The sequence below is a fragment of the Rhodocytophaga aerolata genome (assembly GCF_030503435.1).
Lineage (GTDB): Bacteria > Bacteroidota > Bacteroidia > Cytophagales > 172606-1 > Rhodocytophaga > Rhodocytophaga aerolata.
The window spans coordinates 636815-654627 of sequence record NZ_JAUKPO010000001.1 but is presented as its reverse complement, the minus strand read 5'-3'; the positions used below and the strand labels follow the sequence as shown (position 1 = coordinate 654627).

14 protein-coding genes and 1 tRNA gene are annotated in these 17813 nt (G+C 41.1%); 7 read left to right on the top strand and 8 right to left on the bottom strand.

Annotation, left to right across the window (positions count from 1 at the left end; translation table 11 throughout):
• Positions 1-33: 33 nt before the first annotated feature.
• Positions 34-3636 (bottom strand): PAS domain S-box protein, encoded by a 3603-nt coding sequence (locus Q0590_RS02580; protein ID WP_302035909.1) that lies wholly within the window; start codon positions 3634-3636, stop codon positions 34-36.
• Positions 3637-3829: 193 nt separating this feature from the next.
• The gene (locus tag Q0590_RS02575) at positions 3830-4939 is read right to left on the bottom strand and encodes a type III polyketide synthase (protein WP_302035908.1); all 1110 of its coding nucleotides are present in this window, start codon (positions 4937-4939) and stop codon (positions 3830-3832) included.
• 266 nt (positions 4940-5205) lie between these two features.
• Here Q0590_RS02575 and Q0590_RS02570 point away from each other — a divergent pair, with 266 nt between their 5' ends.
• Positions 5206-6132 carry a UbiA family prenyltransferase gene (locus Q0590_RS02570; protein ID WP_302035907.1) on the top strand — a complete coding sequence of 309 codons (927 nt, stop codon included), beginning with the start codon at positions 5206-5208 and terminating at the stop codon, positions 6130-6132.
• Positions 6133-6253: 121 nt separating this feature from the next.
• On the opposite strand, the gene Q0590_RS02565 is transcribed toward Q0590_RS02570, so the two are convergent.
• The 3 genes from Q0590_RS02565 to lpxK form a co-directional block, all read right to left on the bottom strand.
• A complete protein-coding gene (locus Q0590_RS02565) occupies positions 6254-6835 on the bottom strand; it encodes a MiaE family protein (protein WP_302035906.1) in 582 nt (193 codons plus the stop codon).
• 64 nt (positions 6836-6899) lie between these two features.
• Complete coding sequence (locus Q0590_RS02560) at positions 6900-8774, bottom strand: putative porin (RefSeq protein WP_302035905.1); 1875 nt, start codon at positions 8772-8774, stop codon at positions 6900-6902.
• Between the two features lie 14 nt (positions 8775-8788).
• Positions 8789-9841: a tetraacyldisaccharide 4'-kinase gene (gene lpxK / locus Q0590_RS02555; protein WP_302035904.1), complete on the bottom strand. Its 1053-nt coding sequence runs from the start codon at positions 9839-9841 to the stop codon at positions 8789-8791.
• Between the two features lie 129 nt (positions 9842-9970).
• Here lpxK and trpS point away from each other — a divergent pair, with 129 nt between their 5' ends.
• From trpS to msrA, 3 genes are all read left to right on the top strand, one after another.
• A complete protein-coding gene (gene trpS, locus Q0590_RS02550; RefSeq protein ID WP_302035903.1) occupies positions 9971-10942 on the top strand; it encodes a tryptophan--tRNA ligase in 972 nt (323 codons plus the stop codon).
• 186 nt (positions 10943-11128) lie between these two features.
• Positions 11129-11719, top strand: a complete 591-nt coding sequence (locus Q0590_RS02545) for a DUF2939 domain-containing protein (RefSeq protein ID WP_302035902.1) — start codon at positions 11129-11131, stop codon at positions 11717-11719.
• 152 nt (positions 11720-11871) lie between these two features.
• Positions 11872-12552: a peptide-methionine (S)-S-oxide reductase MsrA gene (gene msrA / locus Q0590_RS02540; protein WP_378410413.1), complete on the top strand. Its 681-nt coding sequence runs from the start codon at positions 11872-11874 to the stop codon at positions 12550-12552.
• 56 nt (positions 12553-12608) lie between these two features.
• Here msrA and Q0590_RS02535 read toward each other — a convergent pair whose 3' ends face one another.
• Positions 12609-13619 carry an acyl-CoA reductase gene (locus tag Q0590_RS02535; RefSeq protein WP_302035901.1) on the bottom strand — a complete coding sequence of 337 codons (1011 nt, stop codon included), beginning with the start codon at positions 13617-13619 and terminating at the stop codon, positions 12609-12611.
• A 172-nt stretch (positions 13620-13791) separates the two neighbouring features.
• On the opposite strand from Q0590_RS02535, the gene Q0590_RS02530 reads away from it, so the two are divergent.
• The 3 genes from Q0590_RS02530 to Q0590_RS02520 all read left to right on the top strand — a co-directional run bounded on the left by Q0590_RS02530 (position 13792) and on the right by Q0590_RS02520 (position 16042).
• Positions 13792-14139 (top strand): 4Fe-4S binding protein, encoded by a 348-nt coding sequence (locus tag Q0590_RS02530; protein WP_302035900.1) that lies wholly within the window; start codon positions 13792-13794, stop codon positions 14137-14139.
• Positions 14140-14269: 130 nt separating this feature from the next.
• A tRNA-Glu gene (locus Q0590_RS02525) sits at positions 14270-14341 on the top strand.
• A 1203-nt stretch (positions 14342-15544) separates the two neighbouring features.
• Entirely contained in the window at positions 15545-16042 is a 498-nt protein-coding gene (locus tag Q0590_RS02520) for a fasciclin domain-containing protein (RefSeq protein ID WP_302035899.1), read from the top strand.
• Between the two features lie 176 nt (positions 16043-16218).
• On the opposite strand, the gene Q0590_RS02515 is transcribed toward Q0590_RS02520, so the two are convergent.
• Together Q0590_RS02515 and Q0590_RS02510 are read right to left on the bottom strand one after the other, a co-directional pair.
• On the bottom strand, positions 16219-16428 hold the full coding sequence (locus Q0590_RS02515) for a hypothetical protein (RefSeq protein ID WP_302035898.1): 210 nt from the start codon (positions 16426-16428) through the stop codon (positions 16219-16221).
• A gap of 482 nt (positions 16429-16910) precedes the next feature.
• A complete protein-coding gene (locus tag Q0590_RS02510) occupies positions 16911-17609 on the bottom strand; it encodes a porin family protein (protein WP_302035897.1) in 699 nt (232 codons plus the stop codon).
• Positions 17610-17813 lie beyond the last annotated feature (204 nt).

Below are 17813 nucleotides of genomic sequence, written 5' to 3'. Positions count from 1 at the left end.
GCTATTCGAATCGAAGCAAGATCAGCGTACTTTCTACTGGAACACTTCCAGCCGGGCCTGGAGTTCAATATCTACCAACGCATATACCTGTGCTATTTGGGCAAGTAAGGTGCTTATTTCCAGAATATTGCTTTCTTGAATAGCGTACGTCTCCAGTTGAACAATTACCGGTTGTAGCTGCGTAATGCCCATCATCGCGATGGTGGCCTTTAGTTTATGCGCCATATACCGGATAGTAGCCCATTCCGGGGGGGTACACTGGCAGGCCTGTTGCAAGGTATCTATAAATCCCGGGGTTTGCCGGATAAAAATCCGGATCATTTCCTGCATAAACTTTTTATCACTGGCTGAAATCTCTTCCAGATAGTCCAGATTTACCAGATCTGTATGCTCTCTGGCAGGTTCCGGCAACCCATTATACGCTACCGGTTTATGACAAGCATATTGCCTGATTTTATTGTACAACTCCTGTGGATCAAAAGGTTTGGTAAGGTAATCATTCATGCCCACTTCCATCACATTCTTGCGGATATCCAATAAGGCAGAGGCGGTAAGGGCCAGAATGGGTGTATTATTCAGATGGGGCATATTACTCCGGATAAACCGGCTGGTGGCATAACCGTCCATCTGAGGCATTTGTAAGTCCATCAGTATAAGATGGTAACTCTGCTTCTCCAGAACATTTATGGCTTCCAGCCCATTTTCTGCTATATCTAAGGTAGCTCCCCATCTTTTCAGGAATTTACTAGCTACCAGCTGATTCATTTTATTGTCCTCTACGAGTAATATATGGATGCCTTCCAGGTTATCGGCCGGTTGCCGGGTAAAATTTTTATTGGTTGTTTCTGCCAGCTGGTGGGCTAAGCCAAAACTCAACCTAACAATAAATTCACTGCCTACGCCTGGTTTGCTGCGTACATAAATTTTCCCGCCCTGTAACTCTACCAGGCGTTTGGTAATGGTAAGCCCCAGGCCCGTGCCTCCGAACTTGCGGGTAGTTTCGCTGCTTGCTTGCGTAAAACTCTCAAATATGGTAGACAGTTTATCTTCGGGTATGCCGATTCCGGTATCGAGAACTGTAAACTCCAGGGTTATTTTATCTCTTGCCTGGCTGCTGACTTTTGTAGTAACTTTTACAAATCCGGCATCTGTAAACTTTACCGCATTGCTTACTAAGTTCAGTAAAATCTGATTGAGCCTTACCGGATCTCCTACCAGCAGAGTAGGCATATCGTTAGCTACGTGAAACTGTAATTGAATATTCTTTTCAGCAGCTTTGAAGTTCAACGTCTGGAAAATGCCTTTGTAAATGTTTCTCAGGTCAAAATCAATATTTTCAAACGATACCTTGCCAGATTCTATTTTAGAAAAATCCAGAATGTCGTTGATGATGAACATCAGGTTGTCGGCAGAATACTTAATAGCATTCAACTGTTCTATTTGTTCAGGCAGCGGATTTTCGTCTAGCAGCAGGTGGGTTAATCCAATTACGGCATTCAGTGGAGTACGTATTTCGTGGCTCATCACCGACAAAAACTGTTCTTTTGCCCGCATAGACCGTTCTGCTTCCTGCTTGGCATAAATCAGCTCTTCTTCTACCCGTTTACGTTCGGTAATATCCCGTGCCACTGTCTGGAAGCCTTTTATCTGTTTGCCTTCCATAAACATATGCACATTCTGGCCTACCCATTTTACTTCTCCTGTACGGGTTATGCCTTTGAATTCAATATAGGTATCGGTAATTTTCTCTTCCGATTGTTTTTTGTAAAAGGCCTGTAATACCGGAATATACTCAGGTGTAACAAACTCAATGTAGTGCTTCCCAATCAGTTCTTCTTCGGTATACCCTAATACATGGCAGGTTACCGGATTGGCATACACAAAATAGCCTTTAGGATCGCAGTTGTAAATCATGTCGGTGGCATGTTCTACCAGTCTGCGGTATTTCATTTCGCTGGTTTTTAATAGTTCCAGCATCCGCTTTTGCTCGGTAATATCTTGGGAAACAACCAGCACTTGCACCCGGCCATCTTGCAAATACAGTGGTTTTTTGATGGTATAAAACCATAAGGTTTCCCCAGTAGGTTTGGTAAAAGGTTCTTCCAGGCGTATAGTAATGCCTTTTTCTATTACTTGCTTATCTGCCTGATTAAAAATAGCATTTTCCGCAGCATTGCTGTGAGCTACGGCATTGTTCATTTTGGTAAGTTCTTCTTTAGACATCCCGAACAAATCGGCGGTAGCCTGATTGACCAGCATAAAATTTCCCTGTGTATCTTTTACAAAGATCAGGTTGGGCCCAGTGTCTAAAACCTGCCTGATAAAGCTCTCCTGCACACGCAGTTCTTCCTCTGCCTTTGCCCGGTCTGTAATATCCAGCGAGTAGCCTAGCAGGAGGGGAGTATCGATATCATTTGTCTGAATAATGGTTTTGCCAGATAGCAAGTGAGCAACTTTGCCATTATAGGTTACTTTCTCTTCTTGTACGGTAAGTTTCCTGCGCTGCCATACCTGGTAGTCTTCTTCAGCCCAGCGGCTGGCAGTTTGTGCATCCAGTATATCAAAATCTGTTTTGCCAAGTACCTCTACCGGCTTACGGCCTAAGGATACACTAAAATGGTAATTTATAAATACATATCTGCCGCTGTTATCCTTAATGTATACATTAATGGGCAGGGTGTTTAGAATATTATTGAGAAGTATTTTCTGGGCATGTATTTCTTGTTCATAGGCTTTGCGCTGAGATATATCCCGGAATGCCGCTACTTTTACTTTCCGCCCTTTGTAAAAATGTTTTTTAGAGAGCACTTCAATATGTAAAGGTGTACCATCTTTCCGGAGAATAATGGCTTCATAGGGGTCTCCATGGGTATTTGCATGCTCGGAAATTAGCATGTCGTGCAGGCCGGAAGGAACCAGTTCGAAAAGAGATTTTCCCAGTACTTCTTCAGCCGTGTACTGCATCATTTGCAGGCCAGGCTGGTTTATTTCCAGAATTACACCATCTATATGTACAACTATACCTTCAAAAGCAGCCTCAAACAACGTGCGATAGCGGTCTTCACTTTCTTTTAGCTCAATTTCGGCTTTTTTCTGCTCTGTTATATCCCGCCCAATACCCATAATCTCTATCAACTTCCCCTGCTCATCGAAAAAAGCTTTGTCTGTCCACTGGTGCCACCGGATAAGGCCGTTATCCATAATTACCCGGTGTTCGCTGTGGATAATAGGATTTTGCGGCGAAAACTGGCTGTATAGTTTTTGAATTTCTACCAGTTCTTCCCCGGGAATAATAGGCATAAAGTTGCTGCCGATTAAAGCCTGGCGTTTTTTACCAAAATAGCGGCAATAAGCTTCATTTACATAGGTAAGTGTACCATCCGGCAGAAAACGGCAGACGAACTCTGTCTGATCGTCGAGCATGGCCTTAAATAGTAACGAACTTTCTATGCCAGTCTGGTCACTGGAGCGGAGGGTGCCATTGAGTGATTTGTGGTGCAGCACATGATCTGTTTCAGAGACCCGGTACGTTTTATCAATAGCTTGTAGTAGTTTCTGAAGCTTGGTGTCTATAGGGTAAGAGGCACCCAAATACTGTTTAATCTGGTAACTAAGCAGATCACTGAAATCTTCCATGGCTGTTTATCAAAAGCTGGTTGTGAAACGTGTTCACATATTATCTCTAAAGTAAAAACAATTTATACTTTTTCAAAATATCTCACCTGTATAAATTTAATTATCAGGTAATTTCAACTGTTTTTAGCTACTAATCTGAAAGATAATAGTTTCCGTGTTTTGTGCTTAATAGAGCTTGCCGTCAACAAACGAATTAGGTATAATTTACTTTTAATAACATAGATTCCAGGGTAAGGCCAGGGCCAAAAGCACAGCTTAGTATGTTTTTTTCAGCATCGGCTTTTTGCAGATCGTTCCATAAAGCTTTTAGCACAAACAAGATGGTAGGCGACGACATATTGCCATATTCTTTTAAGGTCTGGTAGGCATAGCGGTTGTCGTCTTTCTGCATTCCCAGTTGCTCTTCTATTACTTCCAGAATCCTCTTACCACCCGGATGAATAGCAAATAAATGAATATCGTTTATGTTTAGTTTTAAGTGTTCTAGTAATTTATCGGTTAGTTTCCGGATGCCCTTCTTTACCATGTCCGGGATGTAAGAAGACAGGCGCATTTCAAAACCGAAATTTCCAATATGCCAGGCCATATCTGATTTACCATCGAAAAGTAGGTCGCAGTAGGCAGACTCAATACTGATAGAGCACGAGGAGCGGGGTTGTGCTTCCATAATTACAGCGGCTGCCCCGTCGGCAAATAAGGCATTGGCAAGGATGTGGTCTTCGGTTTTTTCTTTCTGGAAATGAATCGTGCAGAGTTCCACACAAACCACCAGTACTTTAGCCAGCGGCTCAGATCTGCAGATGGCATCGGCAGCTTTTAAGGCATTAAACGCTCCATAGCACCCCATAAAATTGATTGCTGTACGTTTGATGTTGGTAGACAGTTCAAATTCTTCCACCAGTTCGATATCAATTCCGGGGGCGTACATGCCCGTACAACTAACGGTGATGAGGTGGGTAACATCTTTTATTCTAAAATCCTGATAGGCAAACAGGCAATTATTTACAGCCTGGATACATAGGGGCAGGGCATGTTCGCGGTATAGGCGCATCCGTTGCTCAATCATTGGAAAAGGTTCCAGATCGGGGGTGTTGCTGTAAAATTCAAAAACGCCAGTATGTTTACTATAATCGGCCAGAACGCTGTACCGGTAATCTATTCCTGTGGAACGGTATAGGGCACTGAGTTTTCTCTTTTCTTGACTATTCATTTGGGTTGCTTCTGCCATAAAATCGGCAATCTGCATTTGGGGTATTTTATAAGACGGGTTAGCAATTCCAATAGCTGATATGTAGCTCTTCATTTCAATTGTTCTAGGTACAGGTTTTATACGGAAAAAAAATAACAACTGACAATTGTACAAAATGATTAAGCCATTCTAGTAACCTTGCCCGACGATTGTATACGTAATTAACTGTATGGATAGGTTTTGTGTTTACAAATATTTATTTTGGAGGAGAAATAACCAACTAGCCCAGTTGAGATGTACGTTAGGGAAGTAGGTTTTTCTGAACTATAAAAGTTTGATGGTAAGTCTATTGTAAGCTACTTGTAAAGGAACCGGAATCTGTGCCCAAAACACAATTTTACAGGCAATTAAGCCCTCAGGTGCACCGCACCTACGGAATCAGCCGTTCGACACTGCTGCATTTGCGGGTGCCTTTCTCTTTCTTTTTACTACCTGTGTTTCTGTTTGCCTGGAGTATATCACCTGATCCCGAGCCTTGGCGGGTTGTGATGGTGTTTGTTATTCTACATTTTCTGCTGTATCCGGCCAGTAATGGTTACAATAGTTATTTTGATAAAGATGAGGATAGCATAGGAGGTCTGGAAAAGCCTCCGCCAGTAAGCAAAGAACTATTGTATGTTTCCCTGCTGTTAGATGCTGTTGCCTTATTGTTGGGAATTGTTCTGGGCTGGTGGTTTGTAGTAGGCTTATTTATATATGGAGGTGTTTCCAAGGCTTATAGTGACGACCGGGTCAGGCTGAAAAAGTATCCGCTCGTCAGCTGGTTCATTGCCGGATTTTTCCAGGGAGCTTTTACCTTTGTTATAGCCTATCAGGCGATGAATAATTCTTCTTTGCAAGAAACTTTACAGCCAGTAGTGATTTATGCAGCCTTCCTCACTACTTTCATACTTATGGGTTCTTACCCCATGACGCAGGTTTATCAGCATGCCGAAGATGCCCGCCGGGGAGACTTAACGCTTAGCCGCCTGTTGGGTATCCGGGGTACTTTTATCTTTACAACCATTGTATTTTTAACTGCCGTTGCAGGCTATTTTTTGTACTTCACCAGCTATTTTACAGTGAATTATTTCTGGTTGTATGTACTATGTTTAAGTCCGGGGTTAGTGTTTTTCCTGTGGTGGTTTTATAAAGTGCTTCAGTCAGAGAGTGCGGTAAACTTCCGGTCTACCATGCGGCTCAACTTTCTTACGGCTACTGGCATGAATATTTTCTTCCTGTTGCTCTGGTTTGTTATCCATAGCTAAAATTCCGCAGTTTATGATGAGAATGTACAGGAGGAAGCTCTGGCTGAGTAATTTCGCCTAACCAATCGTAAGTAATTCGTACTTTTCTGATGAGTATTGTCTATAGACTATAGGCTATGAATTAATGCATCCGGTCGCCACGCACCTCCAGATGCTGAATAATATCTGCTTCGGCTTCTAATAACTCTTGCCACCGCTGCTTTACTTCTTCCTCTGGCATGTATTCTTTAGCCAGTTCCAGAAAGGTAGTATAGTGTCCGGCTTCCGAAACCATGAGTTCATAATAAAATTTCTTCAAGGAATCGTCAGCAATGTGTTCTGATAGTAGTTTAAAACGCTCGCAGCTACGGGCTTCAATTAACGCGCTAATCAGGAGTTTATCCATCAGTTGCCGGTTAATATGGCCGCCTTTGCGTTCCAGTTTATTCAATTTTACTGCATATTCGTCGGCACGTTTGTGGCTCAGGCGAAATCCCCGTTTTCTGAGTTCTTCCAGTACCCGTTCAAAATGGCTCCACTCTTCGGCTACTATCTCTGTAAGTACGTCTACCATTTTGGTTCTTTCCGGAAACTGTACAATCAGCGAAATAGCATTAGAGGCAGCTTTCTGCTCACAATAGGCATGGTCAATGAGAATTTCTTCTATATTTTTCTGGGCTATATTCACCCATCTGGGGTCGGTCGGAAGTTTTAAGCCAAGCATTAGAAAATTAGAAAATTAGGTTTACCTACTTTACACTTATGTTATTTGAAGAATAGAGTTTTTACTAATCGAATAACTGCCAACTAGCACCCAGGGCAAGGGTACGGGGTAAGCCAGTAAAATAAGGAGCTACAAAATACCCCGGATTAGGTAGCCCCTGGTTTGCATGGGCAAATTTAACAAAAAGCCGGACACGGTTAATGCGGATATTAGCAAACAGGTCGGCTACCAGATACGCATCGGCTACAAAATCATCTAAGTCATCTGGTAAGTGATATTGTCCAATAGCAGGCATATACCCATACGGAGTGTAAGTAGATTTATAATGCATATCTACCCCAAACTGAGCATCCAGTACTTTAAATACCCTGTTTTGGTAATACAAGCGGAAATTACCAAACCATTCAGGTATCCGTAGCACATTGGGTCCGGTAATTTTGGTATAAACCACCTGGTTAACGGTATGAATATTTTTCCAGTTGAAATTCAGGTTCAAGCCACCTGTAAGAATCTGGATAGCTCTGCCTTCCTGCCGTGGCTGCACCGACGAATCGTAATAGATATAATTATCCAGATTGGTGAAGGTGGCAAAAGGAGCAAAATGTAATTGCCCTACATTTATCGTTAAGTAGGCATACGTATTATCTGATAATGTAGGGCGGAAATCGTTATTCCAGATAAAATGATTGTTTTCTATCCGTTGTTGAATCAGGGTGGGAGAGTAATACATCCGGTTATGCCCAATTCGCCAATACCGCGTCTGGTATTCGGCGCTGAGGCGGTAATCGCGGAATAGCAAATATTCAGCCTCGGCATGTAGCCTGGCACTATCGCTGAAGTTGTAATTGATCCAGCCACCCAGAAATTGCTCGCCAGCTACCTTTTTTTCCAGATACGCAGGCTTATACTGAATGCGGTAATCCCTGCGCCTGGCATAAAACCGGTAATCTAACTTATCCAGACTACCTTTGATACCAGCCTGATTTTCATACAGCATATACCGGATAGATAAATCAGTAGTGTCTTTGAAATATACCTCCGGATAAAACTGATGGGATTGGAAACTGCCTCGTTGATTAGGTTGAGGAGTGGTACTTAAGTCAAACAGTTGATTGTCCCGGTAATCATACGTTCTGCGCTGAATGTCTAGTATATGGTACAGATGAAAACCTCTGGCAAAGGCATACTGGTGATATATATGGAAATTATTCCTAAAATCCTTAGACCTAACCTGATGTAACTTTTGCTGTTCATCTCGGTAGTTGAATAAACTATCAATTGTATCATCTCCCTCTTCTACTATCCCTCCCTGGTCTTTCATTTCATGGTTCACGTGGGAGAAATGGCCTACTACCTGGTAGGTACTGTCTTTGGTAAAATACCGGGTATGAAAAACAAAGGCGTGGTGGTCGGTCTGCCGGTCCTCTCCATAATTTAATATGCCAAACTGCCGGGGCGATGTCAGGCGCAGGTAGTTAATGCCTGCATTCCAGTTTGGTAAAATATTCCGGCTGAAATCTACATTAAACAAAGCCTGCTGCAATCCACCCTGCACATAATACAAGTTTGTATAAGGAGACTTTGTATCGTAATAACGGACATCTTCCGGACTGTACATATACTTATCGTATACATCTATGCCCAGATAGGTGCCTATTTGTGGGGGAGGACTATAAAATACCGGACGTAAAGGCGTTCCCAGGTTACCTAGATCCGTGTAGCGGTTGCCAAAGCGGTTTACAAAGTTGTAATTATGAAAATTATCAATCAGGGTATCTACCCGGTAGGTGGTTTTTCTGTTAGCCAGCAGATCTTTTTCCAGTATATATTTGGTAGTGGAAGGGCCATACAGCACTTTGGTAGAGTCGTCCAGGATTTGTGCACAAGCCAGGTAAGGCAACAATAGTAACAGAAGGCCTGCAATGCTTAATTTCTTCAAAATCACGTGTAAAGTTAGTAATTAGTTTTTTTGTGGGTTATGGCTTGCCACAAATTTTTATAGAAGGCATCCTCTTCGCCAAACAAAAAACGTACCTCAATCGGAAGAAAGTAAAAAGGTAAGGGTTCTACCAGATCAGCAAAAGGGGCTTGCATCAATTTTACATAATCTTTTTCGGTAGTAAGAATAACATCTGCCCCATACTGTTCCAGGTTTTTCTGCATATGTACTATGTCCTGCCGCGTATAGGTATGGTGATCGTTGAAATCAAGATGATGCACCAGCTGGTAATGAGACCGTACATACTGCTCCAGCGGGGCAGAATTAGCCAAGCCGGATACCAATAAAACTTTTGCATTGAACACAGCAGATGGATGATAGGGAACAGGTTGGCCGTAATCTATACTAGTAAAGTAAACAGGCGTTTCTGTCTGGCTATATTTCCGGATTTGAGTAATAATAGTTTCACGTTCAGCTGTACGTATATCAGCCGGACATTTGCTCACAATAATTACATCAGCCCGTTTAGCGCCTTGGCGGCTTTCGCGTAGCCTGCCTGCCGGCAATACAAAATCTTTATAAAAAGGCCTATGATAATCGGATAACAAAATAGAATAAGCAGGCTTAATAGCCCGGTGCTGAAAAGCATCATCTAGCAAAATAAGTTCTATCTGTGGATATTTCCGGAGGAGCTGCTCAACTGCCGGAACTCTTTTTTCACCTACCGTTACTTTTATCTGGCTACTGAATTTTTGGTAAAACTGCATAGGTTCATCTCCGATAGTAGCCGCACTGGCCTGCTTGTCGGCTATGATAAATCCTGTGGTTTGCCGTCCATAACCGCGGCTTAGCGTAGCCAATTGCTTGTGGTCTTTCAGCAGCCGGATCAGGTATTCTACATGAGGGGTTTTGCCAGTGCCGCCTACCGTCAGGTTGCCTACGGAAATCACCGGCAGAGGAAAAGAAACATGTTGTTTATAGCCATTCTCATACAACCAGTTACGGAAGCTGGTAATCCATTGATATACTACCGCAAAAGGGAACAGGAGAATCTGGAGTATAGACATGAATTTGAAAATGTGAAAATGTGAGAATTTGGAAATTATTTCCAACTTTACATTTCCATACGTTAATGTTCAAAAGTACTTATTTTCATTTGAACACTTTCAGATTTCCAAATTTTCAACTTATTCTCCATGTCCAGAATATTAACCGGTATACAAAGCTCAGGAAGACCACATTTGGGAAATATATTAGGCGCCATACAACCGGCTATTACCTTATCGCAGCAAGCCAATAACGAATCGTTCTTTTTTATTGCCGATCTACATTCCCTAACTACCATAAAAGATGCGCAGACCAGGGTACATAATGTAAATGCGGTAGCAGCAGCATGGCTAGCTTTTGGTTTTGATACCACAAAGAATTTATTGTACCGGCAATCCAGAATTCCGGAAGTTTGCGAACTGGCCTGGTATCTTAACTGCTTTGCACCCTACCCGATGCTGGCTAACGCCCACTCGTTCAAAGACAAATCAGACCGCTTGTCGGATGTGAATGCAGGCGTATTTACTTACCCAGTACTGATGACTGCCGATATTCTGCTATATGACGCCCATTATGTACCAGTAGGCAAAGATCAGCAGCAACACCTAGAAATTGCCAGAGACATTGCCAATACCGTTAACCGCCAATATGGTGAAGTATTTGTAGTGCCGGAAGCCAAAATAGATGAGTCCGTTATGACTATTCCTGGTATAGATGGCCAGAAAATGAGTAAGTCGTATGGAAATACCATTGATATTTTCCTGCCTGAAAAACAACTCCGCAAAGTAGTAATGTCTATTGTAACCGATAGTACCCCTTTGGAAGAGCCTAAAAACCCGGATGTGGATACTATTTATAAAATATATTCTTTGGTAGCTACCCGGGAGGAAACAGAAGCCCTGCGGCAAAAGTACCTCGGTGGAAATTATGGCTACGGCCATGCTAAACAAGAGCTGTATGAATTATTGCTGAAGAAATATGCCAGGCAGCGGGAGATTTTTGACTATTACATGAACAACCTGCCGGAACTGGATAAGCGGCTACAAGAAGGAGAAGACAAAGCCAGAGTAATTGCCCGTGAGGTGCTTAACCGGGTAAGAAAACAACTGGGCTATTTATAAAGTAACTACTTCCCTTAACTATTGCATAACATAATTGATTTTTAAGCCGGAAACCCGTCAAAGAAAATGATGATTAAGTTTCCGGCTTTTATTTATTATAACATTTCAGCAAATAAAGATTCAACCTGAGTGCCAGTTATCCGTGAAATAGTAGTAAATTAATAGGTAGTTTACTGACATTTCTCTATGAAAAAGTTCCTCATTCTTTTTCCGGTATTAGTGCTGATGGCAGCCATTGCCTATTTCATGATATACAAACAAATGCCTCAGTATGCATTGCAGCAAGTAGAAAAAGCCACCGTCGAGCGAAACCAGGCATTGTTTGAGAAATATGTAGATGTACCAGCCTTGTCGGAAAGTCTGGCCAAACAATTTGTATCCTATGCTTCCCACAATAAAGACGCTGAAATTGCCGGCCGGGACCCTGAAAAAATTGCCCGGAAATATTCACCTGAACTCACTAACGCTTTTAAAACCATTGTGACAGACTATATCCAACATGGAAAATATCAGGTAGGCACCAATGTATCAAATACCTATAGTTCTCCGGAAGCCATGCTGATGCAGCTTCAAGATTATATAGTGAACCGCCTGGAATTTGCCGGATTCAGCACTGTACTAATCAGAGATGGGTATGCCGATGTAACAGCCGATTTCTTTGATGCATCCCAGGCTACGCACCGGCTGGAGATGAAACTAGCCGATAAAGGAAAACACTGGCAGATTGTGGAAGTAAACAACCTGGATGAATTCTTAAAAAGCATTGAATCGCTATAGTAACGGCGTTCATGGAATATATCTACAGGAAGCAAACCATTTGCTCACCCGCCGTGTTACTTATCTGATGTATACGGCAATCCGATAGCAGGACTGTATCGTATGTATTTTCATATATTCTGTGTGTACTATACCTTTAACAGACCAACAAGATGCGTATACTACTTTTATTTTTCCTGTTCCTGGGAGGAGGGTTTATTGCCTCCTGTGCACAGCAAACCAAAACCAAACAAGAAAGATTTTCTATGCAACCACAAAGCATTCCCACACAAACCGTTTCTGACACCACCAAAACACCACAGCTGGCTACTTTTGGCGCAGGCTGCTTCTGGTGTGTGGAGGCCATATTTCAGCAATTAGACGGTGTACAAAAGGTAGCTTCCGGTTACTCCGGCGGCCAGGTAGATAACCCTACTTATAAGCAGGTATGTTCTGGCACTACTGGTCACGCGGAAGTAATTCAGATTACCTATGATCCTGCGAAAATTAGCTTTGAAGAACTCCTGGAGGCCTTCTGGTCCAGCCATGACCCGACTACCCTTAACCGCCAGGGAGCAGACATAGGCACACAGTACCGCTCAGTTGTTTTCTATCATACCGAGCAGCAACGCAACCTGGCAGAAGCTTTTAAAAAGCAATTAAACGATGAAAAAGCTTTTGGCAAGCCGGTAGTTACAGAAATAAGCCCTTTTACTAAGTTTTACGTAGCCGAAGATTATCACCAGAATTATTTCAATGAGAATGGCGATGCACCCTATTGCCGGGTAGTTATTGCTCCCAAACTTGATAAATTTAAAAAGGTTTTTAAAGATAAATTGAAGAAAGAATTATAATACAAAAAAGGCTGCTCTCAATAGAGCAGCCTTTTTTGTATCGGGTAATTTATACGTTACAGAGACGATAAAAACTGCATGGTATCTATACCACCAATATACTCATTTAAAGCAGGCGCAGTAGTCCGGCCAAAGTCTATACTTCCAGGATACCATCCACGCTGCGCTACTATTGATTGAAGTTGGTGCTGGCTGGCTTGAATTTTTTTTGTGAGTTCATCCATATCCTTATAATATTCATAGTGGACTACAGCCACCGGGGAAAAAAGTTTCTCATTTTCATGGAGCAGCAGAAAACCATTATCCTGGTGGGGCAATTGATTAATCAACAAGATAGACTTGTTATAATCGTAGTTATTTACATATTTATGATGCAGCATCAGGCTTTTCCAAGATTCTATACTTTCGAAAAAATGGGTAAACGAATAGCCCCCAGGTACATAGAGTTTAGAAACATTTCTATTACTTAGACCAAAGTCCTGCAGCATATCCTTTGCTAAGTCTGCCAGTTCTACCGATGTTTCATTTCCGTTAAGTACCGCACAGGATTTTGTTGGGGTCCGGATAATAGAAGGAATATGGTGGAAGTATTTAGTAAACTGCGCAACCATATTTTCACTGATAGTAGCCAGTAAGGCATCTATATTATTTAACCGGTCAGCAACAATAATCTGTTTTTCAAACTCTGGATTAATTTCTATTAACAAGCGGAATATTTTTTTTAAAAGAACTTCATCCTGCACATGGAGTTTTGCCAGCAATTGATGCCCGCTAAACAATACACACAGGCAGTCGTGAAAACCTTCAGCGGGTGTATGGCCAGCCATTACTACGCCCACTCTTTTAGGCTTGTTGTCTCCCAGGTTGTAGGAGGCTGCCCATTTTGCTAATAATTCCGGGTGTAATTGCCTGGAAACAGCTTGCAGAACTACCCGTATATTGTCCGGCGTAAACCATTGATTACTGGTCTTTGCCTGTAATGCCAGATGCTGGTATTCTTCTTCGGACAGCTGGCTCAGATCTTTGCCAAGCTCTGAGAAGGTATATATTCTTTCCTGTATGGTCATGTATTTGATTAATTCAATAGAAAATAGGAGAATTTGTGTACTAGGTAACTGTTATTTACTAAAGACCGTTACAAAAGTGTATTTAATTTAAATAACAGTTTGTATACAAACATTGTATAGTTAATTTTGTTGTTAACTAACAAATGTAAACAAGAAAAAGGAGGAATTTGCAATGGCTATAATGATCACAGATGAATGCATAAACTGTGGAGCTTGCGAACCTGAATGCCCTAACACCGCCATTTATGAAGGCGGGATAGAGTGGACATGGGGAGGAGGAACTAGTCTGACAGAGGTACAGCTGGAAGATGGTTCGGTTATTAGTGGAAAAGACCCTCAACAGCCAGTATCGGATGAGTTTTACTATATTGTATCAGATAAATGTACCGAGTGTATGGGCTTTCATGAAGAGCCGCAATGTGCTGCGGTATGTCCAGTAGATTGCTGTGTCGACGACCCGGATGTGAGAGAGTCGGAAGAGGAGTTACTGGCTAAAAAAGCCTGGCTGCATGGAGAGTAATTCTAGGTCTGTTCTACAAAATGGCTATTTATATGACTAAATAGCCATTTTGTAGTAAAGTCAAAAAAAACTAGAATCAGCTCTTGGAGATAAAAAAAATACCCGTACCTTTGCATCACAATTTTAAGATGGCCCGTTAGTGCAGCGGTTATCACGCCTCCCTTTCACGGAGGAAACACGGGTTCGAGTCCCGTACGGGCTACAATATTATGTCAAAACCCTCTGATTTCAAAAAATCAGAGGGTTTTTTCTGTCTTGGTTTTTGCATATTGAGACTGCCAGTACAAGACAACTATTTCTGTTTCTGCAGTAGCTACTGGTATGATACTTATCCACTCATAACTTTGCTAATTTTTTCTCGAAATCATACTACAATAGATACCTGCTTCCGGGTGTGCTTATATAGTAAGATTTACTCCTGACTATATTTTTTAGTAACATAGACATACTAAGTTGACTGCGAGTCCATGGTTGCATTCCGGGAACTGTATACCTGGTTGAAATTGCCAGGCTTTTGCACAGAGGTAGTAGCAAAAACCAGGCATAGCTATGGAAAGAATTACCCGTGAATTTTCATTATAGGTAGCTTCAATTCCTGAGATTCTGTAAAGCGTACTTATTATAGAACCTCTGGCTCACCTGACCCATGAAAGCGAATAAATACATAATAGTTATGCCTTATTTAAAAGCGCTGAAGTTACAGGTAATTCAGAGGCAAGAAGTGTAGTAGCCGGCTTACTTATTCAGAAAGATAGTTAATTCCTTCCTAATTTAGATAAAATCCTTGGTTTGACGCTTTACTATGCCAAGGAATCACTGGCGGCTTTATCGGTTTCTATTGCTTGATTATAGATTTGGCTAATACATATACTCTCAATCCGACAGTGGCTAAAGTAAAAGAGAGGATTAACATGGATGCAGGGTGTAAAAGTAATTCGGCAGATGATTCCATAAGTAGTTGATTTTTTTATAAATATATTAAGTTGTGTTGTATGTATTGTTGACCCATTATAAGTATTTGTATAACTTTTTAAAGAATATTAACCAGAGAGATAAAATGTGCCGCATATGTTTCAATCAACTGCAACTAGGTAACTTAAACATAGGGTTGCGATATAAGTAAATAGTTTAACATATATATCTTTTGTTCCAAAAGGTCACTGCCTGGCAGGACAATTAATGATAGAAAGGGAATAGGCTGTAAAAATTATTAGTTTGCAACAATAACTTATGGACATATTAGCAAACTATCATGCGGTAAGGCTATAGTATGTGTGCGCAAGCGGCTAACCAGTAGAAATGAGAGTAATGGTATCATGCTGCCTTTCATTTAGATGGCAGCCAGCTATTTTTAAACAATGTTGGCAAATGCTTGTTCTACTAAAAAACCAAACCTATTATTTCTATGAAAAAAGTAAAAGTAATGCTGTTGTTAGTAGCAGCCCTTTGTTTTAACCTGACTAACTCTTTTAGTCAAACTACTTCCGGTAATATTGTGGAAGTAGCCTCTGCTAATCCTGACTTCAGCACGTTAGTAGCTGCTATTAAAGCCGCCGGTTTAGTCGAAACCTTAAGTGGAAAAGGCCCTTTTACAGTATTTGCACCAACTAACGATGCATTTGCTGCTTTACCAGCCGGTACTTTAGATAATCTATTAAAGCCCGAAAACAAACAACAATTGGTTTCTATCTTAACCTATCATGTTGTGAGCGGAAATATTAAGTCTACTGACCTGAAAGATGGACAGAAAGCCAAAACAGTAAATGGCAAAGAAGCAAAAATAGCTTTAAAAGGCGGCAAAGCCATGGTTAATGATGCCTCTGTTAAACAAGCCGATGTGGCCGCTAGCAATGGGGTAATTCATGTAATTGACAAAGTGATTATGCCCACAACAGGTATGTAGGGAAAGTAAGTTTAGAAAGCCTGGAAACCCAGGCTTTCTAAACTACTATCTGTTTTTATTTTTTTATATACTGGACCATTTCCACATTATATACTCAATAAATATTTCATACCTACTAAATGCATTTAGTATAGAATAGGCACCACAACGTATACAAAAGATTATTTTGGTTGAATCTATCTATTTTTTAAATGCTGCTCAATAAGTTGAAGATACAGGCTGATTAACTTATTATGAAAATTCCGCTCCGCTTCTGACTCAGTAAAAGCCACCAACGAAGCTTTCAAGGCTAACAATCCGTTTTTATTGGCTACCAGAATAGTATCTTTCAAGACCTGCAAGCAAGTATTGTTCTGATGCAAGGTTTCTTCTGAGTGCTTAGCCATAGCAGCCAAAGATTTAATAAGCATCTTATTAACAGGGAAAGGAATATCCATACTATTTTAGAATAAATTGTGTGAAACAAACCAAATACGCCCAGTGTTCTATCTGACTGTTGATAAAAAGGCAAAATAGAAGAACATTAATACTAGGTACTGTTAGAAGACTATTTTTGTTTAGGAATAAACAGGTAAAATAAAATATTAATTTGCGATCACTGTAATTCCGGCATGAAGGGCTTTGTACTTTTTCCAGTCAGTATACAGATAACTGTTTGATCAGGCATGACCTTTAGCAATTCAACTTCCTGTTACATGGCTGCTCTATGATATATCTTTCCATGATAACTGAGGAATTGTAGAATCCATCGATCCGTTTCAAATATAATATAGTCGGAAAAAACAAAGCTTCTTTCAAATTTACTCTTGAAAGAAGCTTTGCATAAAATGTACCGTATAGCCCGGAGATATTATTCTTTCCGTAGTTGCTAAAAAGCAATACCGAGGTATATTTGAGCTACAGAATTTTTAGAATTATTGACTAGTCTGCCAGCCAGGCCTTTGTCGCTGATCTCCCGTAAACCATAGTTGTATCGGACACCCAGCTGAAATCCTTTTATATCCATGGCTACACCACCTGCCAGGCCATAATCAAAACGTTCAAAATCAGATTCATCCAAACCAATTCCACCAGTAGGCTCCAGCGGATCATCAATTTGTAAGTTCCTGATGTTTGCATCAATCAAATATGAGCCATAGGGGCCGAATTGCACACTTAGCGGGCCAAGGGTGATCGCAGCTAACAAGGGTAATTGCACATAGTTCAGATTGTAGCGTACTTCGCCAGGCCGTACGCCCAGCAAGTTAGAACCCTGATACGATACCTTGGTTCCTGCATTAGAATAGAGCAACTCTGGCTGGAAAGCAAAGTAATCACTAACCGGCGCTTTTACAAAAATACCGGCATGCCATCCCCATTTAGAACGTTCTGAATTTCCATCTACCTGATCAATATACAGTTGCGACACGTTTGCCCCACCTTTAAATCCAAACCGGGTAGCCCGGTCGCCTCCGAAAAAATTGCCTTTTTCTTGTGCTTGTGTCGTAGAATAAGTGCCAAGCAAAAAGAGCATAAATAAAAAGCTAAGCCCTGTCAGCTTTCTGAAACTATAAAATCTCTTATTCATAAAGTTAAGGTTACATAGTGGTTGAAATAAGTTAATTCATACTTCTATTGTACACGTATTCTACGGCCGGATTTATGTAATTGTTCTACTACAAAATAAAAAAACCATATAATGTAATTTTAAGCATTTGATTATCAATATATTGAAAAAATGTCAATTAAAGTCCTGTGTTATGTCCATACAAAGTGAGGTTAGTAGTACTGG

What these genes read in the sequence shown, in the direction of transcription:
- Q0590_RS02575 (WP_302035908.1), bottom strand. Translation starts at nt 4,939, where the DNA reads ATGAAGAGCTACATATCAGCTATTGGAATTGCTAACCCGTCTTATAAA.
- msrA (WP_378410413.1), top strand. Translation starts at nt 11,872, where the DNA reads ATGCGTATACTACTTTTATTTTTCCTGTTCCTGGGAGGAGGGTTTATT.
- Q0590_RS02580 (WP_302035909.1), bottom strand. Translation starts at nt 3,636, where the DNA reads ATGGAAGATTTCAGTGATCTGCTTAGTTACCAGATTAAACAGTATTTG.
- Q0590_RS02565 (WP_302035906.1), bottom strand. Translation starts at nt 6,835, where the DNA reads ATGCTTGGCTTAAAACTTCCGACCGACCCCAGATGGGTGAATATAGCC.
- Q0590_RS02545 (WP_302035902.1), top strand. Translation starts at nt 11,129, where the DNA reads ATGAAAAAGTTCCTCATTCTTTTTCCGGTATTAGTGCTGATGGCAGCC.
- lpxK (WP_302035904.1), bottom strand. Translation starts at nt 9,841, where the DNA reads ATGTCTATACTCCAGATTCTCCTGTTCCCTTTTGCGGTAGTATATCAA.
- Q0590_RS02530 (WP_302035900.1), top strand. Translation starts at nt 13,792, where the DNA reads ATGGCTATAATGATCACAGATGAATGCATAAACTGTGGAGCTTGCGAA.
- Q0590_RS02520 (WP_302035899.1), top strand. Translation starts at nt 15,545, where the DNA reads ATGAAAAAAGTAAAAGTAATGCTGTTGTTAGTAGCAGCCCTTTGTTTT.
- trpS (WP_302035903.1), top strand. Translation starts at nt 9,971, where the DNA reads ATGTCCAGAATATTAACCGGTATACAAAGCTCAGGAAGACCACATTTG.
- Q0590_RS02510 (WP_302035897.1), bottom strand. Translation starts at nt 17,609, where the DNA reads ATGAATAAGAGATTTTATAGTTTCAGAAAGCTGACAGGGCTTAGCTTT.
- Q0590_RS02515 (WP_302035898.1), bottom strand. Translation starts at nt 16,428, where the DNA reads ATGGCTAAGCACTCAGAAGAAACCTTGCATCAGAACAATACTTGCTTG.
- Q0590_RS02535 (WP_302035901.1), bottom strand. Translation starts at nt 13,619, where the DNA reads ATGACCATACAGGAAAGAATATATACCTTCTCAGAGCTTGGCAAAGAT.